The sequence below is a fragment of the Lutibacter sp. genome, assembly GCF_041596795.1.
Lineage (GTDB): Bacteria > Bacteroidota > Bacteroidia > Flavobacteriales > Flavobacteriaceae > Lutibacter.
This window is the reverse complement of record NZ_JBFHHX010000118.1, coordinates 1-10431: the sequence shown is the minus strand read 5'-3', so window position 1 is coordinate 10431 and position 10431 is coordinate 1. Positions and strand designations below refer to the sequence as shown.

The following is a 10431-nucleotide window of genomic DNA, read 5'->3' as shown; positions in this document are numbered from 1 at the left end:
TTAGTGGAAACATTTCTTCATTAAAACTTTTAAATAAATTAATACTGGCATTTCTAACATTGGTAAATTCTTGTAATAAATCATTTATAGAACGGTCGTTTCCATTAGAATTATCTACATACCAATCTTCATCAAAACCGGGTAAATCTGTAGCGTCATTTCTAGAGAAACGTAAAGCTCTATAACTTAAAACTCGTTCAGCATCAATAATATGCTGAACAAGTTCTTTTATAGTCCATTTACCTTCTTGGTATCTGTAATTTAATTTTTCTTCAGGTAGGTTTTTAATAGTAACTATTAAATCTTCTAAAGAATTAGTTAGCACTTCAAACAAGTTTGCTGTTCCTAAAGCCGTAATATAATTTTTATAATAGGGCGCATATTCATTTTCATTTACTTGTAACGTTGTCATAAAATTAAGCTGAGTTTCTACTTGCGTTAATATTTCCAAATAAAGATCTGGTTACCATTCTTTCAAATGTTTTTAATAACTCTGGGTCAGCATCTGGGTTTTTACTTAGCTCTTGAATATGCATTAAGGCATATTGCTGAATAGTAATTAAAGGTAATACAATATTTTCTCTAATATCTATAGATGCTTTACCAACTTTATTGCTTTGCATTAACTCTGTATAATCTGCTAATTTTAAAATAAGGCGTTTAGTTGTTACATACTCTTCGTAAATAATTTTCCAAAACTCACCAAATTCTTCATCTTTCTCCATGTATTGTGTTAAATCAAAAAACGATTTTGAAAGCGACATCATACTATTTCCTATTAAAGTTTTAAAGAAATCGCAGCCATTGTAAAATTTCTTAACTTTTTCAAATTCTCCGGCATCTTCGTACTTTTTTAAAGCAGTACCAACGCCATAAAAACCAGGAACATTTTGTTTTAACTGGCTCCAAGAACCCACAAAAGGAATGGCTCTTAAATCTGAGAAATTAAGTTCATCACCGCTCGATCTTTTAGATGGTCTACTTCCAATATTTGTTTTAGCATAATATTTTAAGGTACTCATTCTTTCTAAATACGGTAAAAACTTTGGATGGCTTTTAAAATCTGAATATGCTTTGTAACTAGTTTTAGCCAAATCATTCATAATTTCAACATCACTTTCGGTCATAATATGGTTAGAGTTTGTAAATAACTCATTTGAAATACCAGCACTTAACAATTGTTCTATATTGTATTGTGCGGCATCTTCAGTACCAAAATTAGAACTAATAGTTTGTCCTTGTACTGTTAATTGAATTTCTTGATTTTCAATAGTTGGGCCTAAAGAAGCGTAAAACTGATGTGTTTTTCCTCCTCCACGTGCAGGTGGTCCACCACGGCCATCAAAAAATATAACTTTAATTCCGTATTCTCTAGAGATTCTTGTTAAGTGTTCTTTTGCTTGGAAAATTGCCCAGTTAGCCATTAAATAACCACCATCTTTTGTTCCATCAGAAAAACCTAGCATAATGGTTTGTTTGTTACCACGTGCTGCTAAATGTTTCATGTAGGCTTTGTTAGAGTACAAAGTTTTCATTACACCTTCTGCATTTGAAAGGTCGTTAATGGTTTCAAATAGTGGAATAATATCGGCTGTAATATTGTGTTTAAAGCCACATAAATTAAACATGGCAAAGGTTTCCATTACATTTACAGCTTGTTGGTTGTTGCTAATAATATATCTGTTAGCACCGCGTTCTCCATTGCTTTGTTGTATGGTTTTTATAGCATATATAGATCCTAATGTTTTGGTAACCATTTCGTTACTAAAAATTGAAATGTCTACGGTATCTTCTACGTTTGATAAAATTTCAATTTGTTCGCTTTCAGAAAGTTGTAAGTAATTTTTTGGGAAATTTTTGTTTCCGCTTTCAATTAACGTAGTAACTATTTCTGAAAAAACATTGTGATGTACTCTACTATCTTGTCTAATATCTAAAGTTGCAAAATGGTAACCAAATAAATGTACTTTATTAATAAAGTCAGTAATTTCTTCTAAATAAAGTGATTGGTGTTTTGTAATTAAAATTTCTTTTATTTCTTCTAATTTACCAATAAATTCTTCTAGAGAATACATGGTGTTTAAGTCTGGATTTACACTATTATCAAATAGTAATTTTTCTAATTCGCTAATATAATGTTCTACACCACTAAATGTTAAGCGTTTTTTTAAGATACGCGTGTCTTTATAGTAATTTTTAAGAATGGTTTGTTTTAGCCTTTTTGCAACGTTTAAAGTAATTTCTGTGGTTACAAACGGATTTCCATCTCTATCACCACCTGGCCAAAAGCCTAGGTTAATAATGTCATTATCTATTTTTTCACCATCAAAAATATTACTTTGTATATAGTTGTAAGTATCTGAAATAGAGTAGTAGAATACGTTTTCTAAATACCAAATTAAACTTACAGCTTCGTCAAAAGGAGAAGGTTTTTCGTGTTTGAAAAATGGTGTTTTTCCTAACTGTGCTAATAATTTATTTATAAGTAATAAATCGTTTTTTTCTATTGCTTCAGCTAAATCTGTAATAATACCTAATACCGGACCTGGATAAAATTGTGTTGGATGCGCAGTTAAAACAAGTCTTATTTTAAAGTCTTCTAAATGTTTTTTAAGCGCTTCTCTTTTATTTTTTTGTGCTGCAGTTTCTTTAGTGTTTCTCATGGTTCCAACACCATCCATGTTATTTACTGTAGAAAAAGCGGCGTCTTCAATGGCGTCAAATAAAACTACTTGGCGTTCAATGTATTGAATAAAGCGAAATAGTAAATCTAGTTTTTCTTCTTGTGATGGGTTTTGTTGGTATGTAGTAAAAAATTCTTCTATAATTTCTATAGGATTCTTTTTTTCTGCAAAACCACTTTCACAAACATCATGAAACAGTGGTAATAAAACGCCTGTTTTAGAAATAGTATCAAACGGAAGAGTTATAAAAATACTATTGTAAATTTGGTATTTAGATAAAACATTTTCGTTAAATCTGATAAGTTTAGGTTGTTTATGCATATTTTTTAGTTGTTATTTGACTAGTGAAAATTACAAAAGGTTGGTTAAATTTGGTCTATTATTACTTATATTTAACGAAATCGTTTTTTTTTGTAAAACATGTTATTTCTTTAAAAAATGGTATAATTATACTTTTTAAAAGGTAGTTTCTCAAGTTAAATTAGTTTAATATTTTATTTATAACCTTTAAAAAATTAACCGTTGCTAACCTTTTTTAAAACTTTAGCTGCTATTTATAAAAAGTTTGTGATAATAGTTTCAACTACAAATTTTAATAAATTTAACTTAAGTGTTTTGTTTAAAGTTATTTGTTAAGGTATAAATATTTATTACTCTTTTGTTTTTTAAAATGTAATAGTTACTATTTAAAGAGATTGTGTAAAAAAAATATCTCTAAATAAAGCATTAATTTATTTTAAAAATACAATGTATTTATTCCTTTTCAATTTTTATAAAAGTACAATTAATTCTTTATTTTTAAAAGGTTCGTGGTTTTTTTAGTTATTTTAAATCGGTCATCCATACGTTTTCCAATAACCCAAACAATATTATTATTAGAACATAGTAACCAGGTGTTTTCTTTATCATTTAAAGAGAGTTTTTCATCTTTAAAATACTTACTAAGTTTCTTTTTTCCATTTAAACCAATAGGGTAAAAATAATCTCCTTTTTCCCATTTTCTTATGGTTAATGGAAACTGAATTTTATCTAAATCTACGGCAATGGTATTTATATCATCAAAAAGTATTTGGTCAAAAGCTTTATAATCCATTGTGGTTGATGAGGTTGGAATTGTAACCGTTTCAAAAGTAAGATGGATTGGTGTGTTTATTTCTTTGGTGTTTATGTTTATGTTTTTAGAGCTTTCTGTACAGGTATTTTCAATTTGGGTAAGTACTAAAACATCTCTGTTTTTTAATAATTGATGTGTTTTACTCAGTACTTTTTTTCCGGTTTGTGCATCTAGCAAGGCTAAAATATCATTCCACTCTGTAAAACCATAGTTGTGTAAAAGTTCATACAAATAAACTTTTGGATTGCTTAAGTTTTTTAATTGCTCAATGTTAAAGTAAGTTTCGTTATTTTTTTTTGAAATTACTTTTTCTTCAATGTTTTTAATTTGATCTTTTACAATTTGCTGACTTCCTTTTAAATTTTCTAACGTATTGTAAAATGTTTCTAATAAGCTTGGATTCAGTTCTTTTAATACCGGAACAATTTTATGTCTAATTTTATTTCGGAAATATTTTATAGATGAGTTTGTGCTATCTTCTCTCCAAATTAATTTCTTTTTTGTGGCATAAACTAAAATTTCTTCTCTAATAAAAGGAAGAAATGGTCGTACAATATTACCATTAACTTCCGGAATTCCTGTTAAACCATCTAATCCAGTTCCTCTGGTTAAGTTTATTAAAAATGTTTCAATAACATCATCTTTATGATGTGCAGTTACTATATAATCGAGGTTGTTTTCTTTTAAAATTTTTTCAAACCAAGTGTAGCGTAATTCACGAGCTGCCATTTGGGTAGAAAGTCCGTTTTTAGTTGCAAATTCTTCGGTATTAAATTTAATAGTAAAGGTTGGCGCCTTTAATGTTTCTCCTAATTCTTTTACAAATTCTTCGTCTTTATTGCTTTCTTTTCCTCTTAAACCAAAGTTGCAATGTGCCAGTGAAAAGGAATAGTCTAATTTTTTTAGTAAATGTGTTAAAACCACGCTGTCTATTCCTCCAGAAATAGCAATTAAAAGTTTTTTATCTTTTAAAAAGGGTAAGTTTTCATTAAGATGATTTCGTAATGTAGATTTCATTTTATAGGATGATATTCTTTAAATCTAATTCTATTTTATGTGTTTATAACAATGTAAATATACTTAAATAGTGTTTAATAATACTTGTTTCATTGCTTTTGCTTTTAACAAGCATTCTTCATATTCTTTTTCTGGTTCAGATTGTGATGTAATTGCTCCACCAACAGAGTATGAAACGTATTTTTTAGTTGCATTGTATAAAATACTTCTAATAATTACGTTAAAATCAAAATTGCCAGTAGGAGTAAAGTAGCCAACAGCGCCAGAATAAACACCGCGCTTTGTTTCTTCAACTTCTTCAATAATTTTCATTGCCGAAAATTTTGGAGCACCTGTCATACTTCCCATTGGAAATGTGTTTTTTATTATATCTACAGGATGAACAGTGTTTTTAACCTTGCAAGTTACTGTTGAAATTAACTGATGTACTTGCTCAAAGGTATAAACTTTACATAACTCATCAACTTTTACAGAGCCTTTAATGGCAGATTTTGATAAATCGTTTCGTACCAAATCTACAATCATAATATTTTCGGCACGTTCTTTAGGATTTTGCTCTAATTGTTGAATTAAAATAGCATCTTCTGTTTTTGTTGATGCTCTTTTTTCGGTTCCTTTTATGGGTTGAGAAATAACAGTTTCACCTTCTTTTTTTAAATAACGTTCTGGTGAAGCGGATAATAAAAATTTATCGTTTAATTTTAAAAATGTAGCAAAAGGAGGTTTTGATATTTTATTTAATTTTTGATAGGTTTCTAAAGGATTTATAGTAGAATTTTCGCTGTAAAATTCCTGACAAAAATTGGCTTCGTAAATATCACCTCGGTGAATATGGTTTAAAATTGAATTTAATTTTTGAAAATATTCATCTTTATGTATCCTCAATTTTATTTTTATAGAATTGCTTTTTGCTGTAGATTTTTTGTTTTTAGATGAAAGTATTGCTTCTAAATCTGTTTCAATTTCCTGTTTAAATTGGTTTAAATATTTAATTTCAACAGTATTTTCTTTAATTACAATTATTTTTTTTGGTTGAAAAAAGTATAAATCAGGAAAATCTAATCCATCAAAATTAGTAGAAGTTAAGTTTTCTACATCGTTTTTTAAATCGTAGCTTAAATAGCCAAAAATGTAATCTTTAACGTTAGTTTGGTAGGTTTTTAATTGTTGAAATGCATTTTGATACGAACTTTCTATAAACGAAAATGTATCTACAGCTAACACAGCATCAAAACTAGAATGTTTTTGGTGGTAGTTATTACTGTCTAACCAAACAGCAACTTTAAATTGCTGTGCCCATAGTAAAAGTTGCGATTTAAATTCGGCAATATCTTTTGGCTGAAACTGATAACTTGTTCGTTGCATTGTGGCAAAATTAAAAAAGTCCCTTCAATTAGAAAGGACTTTTTTGTTATTTTCTTTGTTTTTTAGCCGTCAGGCTGAACTTTAAATCTTTAAACTTTTCAACTAAAAAATTAGCTATGTATTGCTCTATCATTTACAGCCAAACAAGCTTCTTTAAAAGCTTCGGTAAATGTTGGGTGCGCGTGCGATGAACGTGCAATATCTTCACTTGATGCTCTAAACTCCATAGCAATTACAGCTTCGGCAATCATATCAGCGGCTCTTGCTCCAATCATGTGAACGCCTAAAATTTCATCTGTTTCGGCATCGGCTAATACTTTTATTTGTCCGTCTAAATCCATACTTGCTCTTGCTCTACCTAATGCGCGCATAGCAAAAGTTCCAACTTTAAAATTAACACCTGCTTCTTTTAATTGTTCTTCTGTTTTACCAACCGCAGCAACTTCTGGCCAAGTATAAACAACACCCGGAATTAAATTATAATCTATATGTGGTTTTTGTCCGGCAATTAGTTCTGCAACCATTGTTCCTTCTTCTTCAGCTTTATGTGCAAGCATAGCACCTTTTACAACATCGCCAATAGCATAAATATTAGATACATTGGTTTGTAAATGTTCATTGGTTTCTATTTGACCTCTTTCAGTTACTTTAATGCCAACGTTTTCTAATCCTAATCCTTCAGTATAAGGTTTTCTTCCAACAGATATTAGTGTGTAATCTCCTTTAAATTCAACAGGATTACCTTTTTTATCATCTGCAATTACAACTACTTCAGTTCCTTTATTTTCAACAGAAGTAACTTTATGACTTGTATAGAATTTTAGCCCTTGTTTTTTTAATGATTTTTGAAGTTCTTTTGATAACATAGCATCCATACCAGGTGTAATAGTTGGCATATATTCAATTACGGAAACTTCGGATCCTAATCTGCTATAAACCGATCCTAATTCTAGACCAATTACTCCACCACCTATAACAATTAAATGTTCTGGAATTTCTGATAGGCTTAACGCTTCAGTAGAAGTAATAATTCTTTCTTTATCAATATTTATAAATGGTAAAGAAGCTGGTTTAGAACCGGTTGCAATTATTATTTTTGATGCTTCAATAGTTTCGGTTGTTCCATCTGTTTTTAAAATGCTGATGTGAGTGGCATCGGTAAAACTACCAACACCTTGAATTACATCAACGTTGTTTTTATCCATTAAATAATTGATTCCTCCAGAAGTTTGAGATACAACCTCGTTTTTTCTGGCAATCATTTGTTTAAAATTTATTTTTAATCCGGAAACTTCAATTCCGTGTGTATCAAAATGTTTGGTAGCATCATAAAAATGATGCGAAGAATCTAGTAATGCTTTAGAAGGGATGCATCCTACATTTAAACAAGTTCCGCCAAGTGTGTTATATTTTTCAATAATGGTAGTTTTTAAACCTAATTGTGCGCATCTAATAGCTGCAACATAACCTCCAGGTCCTGAGCCAATAACAGCTACATCGTATTTGTTCATAATTTTAGTACTTAAGTTATGTAACAAAAATAGAATATTTTATTTATTCCTTTTAATATATCTGTAAAAGTTATGTTAATTGAGGGTAAAAAGAAAAAACTTAATTAAACTCTATAATTTACGTAAAATATTGGGGCTATTTACGTAAAAAAGTTCAATTAAGTTTTTGGGTTAAAAGCATTTTTAACCCGAATTTGTTTGGGGACGACAAACTCACAATATTGTTGAGTTATAGTAAAATACAGTTTTTACCTGTAACAATCTCTTTATTATGATTTATAAAACTAAAACCAGGAATTAAGGTGTTAATGTAAATTCTATTGTTTGCAGTAGGCATAAAGCTTTTTTTATGCAAAGTATTGTTTACCACTTTTAATTGGGTTTCTTTTTGGATACTTTTTACTGAGCTTGATTTCATAATGGGGATTTTTAGGGGTTTATATATGTTCTACTGTTGTGGGGACTTATTTTTTTATGAAAATGTGTGTAAAGTAATTTCTTCCAGACGCATTAGTTTCTGTTGAGATTCCGAAATGAGTAAAATTTGGGTTTTCTATTACTGCTTTGTGGCTGGCGCTATTTAACCAACCATCTAATACGCCTTGTGCGGTTGTGTATCCGTAAGCTACGTTTTCTGCAACTGATTTTGCACTTGCATTTGTCATTAAAGCTTGGCTACGTTGGTCAAAATTGTCATGGCTTACTTTGCCATTCTCTATCATGTAATTTGTATGTCCATCTGCAACACTTGAAACAATATCTAAATTACTTAAACTTGTTAAACCTATACTTTCTCTATAGTTATTTACAAGTGTTAATATTTCCGTTTCTAATTCAGAATAAGAAACATTATCTAGGTCGTATTCTTCAACGCTTTCAGTAAAGTAAATACCATCATCTTCTTGTGAGCAAGAGAACAAAACAAAACTAAAAATAGCTACTAATAACAGGGGTTGGAAAAAAGACTTCATTGTTACGGGGTTTGTGGGGTTTTTAATTAGTCAGTTTCAAAATAGTTAACCTTAGATAACAGAAAGATTAACTATTTTGAAATTAACATTTTTACTCAAAAAACTTTTTAAAACATTATTAAATAAACTTGGGGCATTTGTAAATAATTGGGCTTTTAAAACTTCAGCTTTATTTAGGGGTGTAAATAAACTTGATGTTTTAGTTTTCTTACCAGAATTTGGGTTGGGGTTTGATAAGAAAGTAAAGCTTTTGTTATTTAATTTTAAACTCATTTTTATTTTAGTATTGGGGTTGATTAATTTTAACAGTATAAAAGTAAATAAAATAAACATATAAAAAAAATAAAAAGTGAAAAAAATTACCATTTGTTGTAAAAAACATACCGTTTATGATAAAAATCAGCCATTTCGTAGATTTTAATTGTTCTTAGATAATTTAATATTTTGATATGTTTTTTTATAGAGAAAGGCTGTAAATAAAGTGTTTTTAGGCAAAAAAAAAGCGAATTTCTGAAAAGAAATTCGCTTTTTTTAAGTGTTGTGTAAGTTATTTTATTAAACCAGCTCGTTTTAATAAAGCATTATTAGTTGGTTTTTTTCCTCTAAATTTAATATATAAATCCATTGGTTTAATAGTTCCTCCTTTTTCTAAAATATTGGTTTTAAATTTTTGAGCCGTTTCTTTGTCAAAAATTCCTTTTTCTAAAAACAATGAAAAAGCATCAGCATCTAAAACTTCTGCCCATTTGTATGAATAGTAACCAGAAGAATATCCGCCCTGAAAAATATGAGAAAAAGATGTGCTCATACAATTTTCTTTTACATCAGGAAATAATTGCGTGTCTTTAAAAGCTTGTAATTCAAAATTCTTTACATCTTTTATTGTTGAAGGATCTTTACTGTGCCATTCCATATCTAAAATACCAAAGCTTAATTGTCTTAAAGTTTGCATTCCTTCTAAAAAGTTAGAAGATTTTTTAATTTTATCAATTAATTCCATCGGAATCAATTCGTTTGTTTCATAATGTTTTGCAAATAGATTAAGGGCTTCTTTTTGGTAGCACCAATTTTCAAAAATTTGACTAGGTAGCTCAACAAAATCCCAATAAACACTTGTGCCAGATAAACTTGGGTATGTTGTATTGGCTAACATTCCGTGTAATGCGTGCCCAAATTCGTGAAAAAGGGTAGTTACTTCATTAAAAGTTAATAAAGAAGGTTTTGTTGGTGTTGGTTTTGTAAAATTGCATACAATAGATATGTGTGGTCTGGAATTTTCACCATCTTTTATCCATTGATTTTTAAAAGAAGTCATCCAAGCGCCATTTCTTTTTCCTTTTCTTGGGAAAAAATCGGCGTATAAAAGAGCAATATAAGCACCGGTGTTATCAGTTACTTTATATGTTTTAACTTCTTCGTGGTATTTTTCTATGGTTGTAATTTCTTCAAAATTAAGATCGTATAATTTATTGGAAATTTGAAAAACACCATCAATTACATTTTCTAATTTAAAATAGGGCTTTAATTTTTCTTCTTCTAAATCAAATAACTCTTTTTTTAGTTTCTCTGAATAATATGCACTGTCCCATTTTTCTAAAATTTCAATACCATCTTTTTGTGCTAATTCCAATAATTTGTCAAATTCTTTTTTAGCTGCTGGTTTTGCTTTGTCTAATAAATCATCTAAAAATGTAAGTACCGTTTTAGGAGATTCTGACATGCGCTCTTCTAATACAAAATTAGCGTGAGAAGTGTAACCTAATAAAACA

General features: G+C 29.2%; 9 protein-coding genes. 1 reads left to right on the top strand and 8 read right to left on the bottom strand.

Translation table 11 applies throughout. From position 1 onward, the window contains the following. From ABY298_RS12290 to ABY298_RS12260, 7 genes are all read right to left on the bottom strand, one after another. On the bottom strand, positions 1 to 412 hold a 412-nt coding region (locus ABY298_RS12290; RefSeq protein WP_372746356.1), incomplete at its 3' end, for a DinB family protein. 4 nt (positions 413 to 416) lie between these two features. Then, a complete protein-coding gene (locus tag ABY298_RS12285) occupies positions 417 to 3005 on the bottom strand; it encodes a phosphoenolpyruvate carboxylase (RefSeq protein WP_372746355.1) in 2589 nt (862 codons plus the stop codon). A gap of 463 nt (positions 3006 to 3468) precedes the next feature. Further along, positions 3469 to 4815 carry a tRNA lysidine(34) synthetase TilS gene (gene tilS / locus ABY298_RS12280; RefSeq protein ID WP_372746354.1) on the bottom strand — a complete coding sequence of 449 codons (1347 nt, stop codon included), beginning with the start codon at positions 4813 to 4815 and terminating at the stop codon, positions 3469 to 3471. A 63-nt stretch (positions 4816 to 4878) separates the two neighbouring features. Continuing rightward, positions 4879 to 6180 carry an aminodeoxychorismate synthase component I gene (pabB, locus tag ABY298_RS12275; RefSeq protein ID WP_372746353.1) on the bottom strand — a complete coding sequence of 434 codons (1302 nt, stop codon included), beginning with the start codon at positions 6178 to 6180 and terminating at the stop codon, positions 4879 to 4881. Positions 6181 to 6290: 110 nt separating this feature from the next. Then, complete coding sequence (gene lpdA, locus ABY298_RS12270; RefSeq protein WP_372746352.1) at positions 6291 to 7691, bottom strand: dihydrolipoyl dehydrogenase; 1401 nt, start codon at positions 7689 to 7691, stop codon at positions 6291 to 6293. A 229-nt stretch (positions 7692 to 7920) separates the two neighbouring features. Continuing rightward, positions 7921 to 8109 carry a hypothetical protein gene (locus ABY298_RS12265; RefSeq protein WP_372746351.1) on the bottom strand — a complete coding sequence of 63 codons (189 nt, stop codon included), beginning with the start codon at positions 8107 to 8109 and terminating at the stop codon, positions 7921 to 7923. A gap of 46 nt (positions 8110 to 8155) precedes the next feature. Continuing rightward, the gene (locus tag ABY298_RS12260; protein ID WP_372746350.1) at positions 8156 to 8662 is read right to left on the bottom strand and encodes a CAP domain-containing protein; all 507 of its coding nucleotides are present in this window, start codon (positions 8660 to 8662) and stop codon (positions 8156 to 8158) included. A 76-nt stretch (positions 8663 to 8738) separates the two neighbouring features. Between ABY298_RS12260 and ABY298_RS12255 the strand changes: the two genes are divergently transcribed. Next, positions 8739 to 8999 carry a hypothetical protein gene (locus ABY298_RS12255; protein WP_372746349.1) on the top strand — a complete coding sequence of 87 codons (261 nt, stop codon included), beginning with the start codon at positions 8739 to 8741 and terminating at the stop codon, positions 8997 to 8999. Between the two features lie 210 nt (positions 9000 to 9209). On the opposite strand, the gene ABY298_RS12250 is transcribed toward ABY298_RS12255, so the two are convergent. Then, on the bottom strand, positions 9210 to 10431 hold a 1222-nt coding region (locus ABY298_RS12250; RefSeq protein WP_372746348.1), incomplete at its 5' end, for a M3 family metallopeptidase.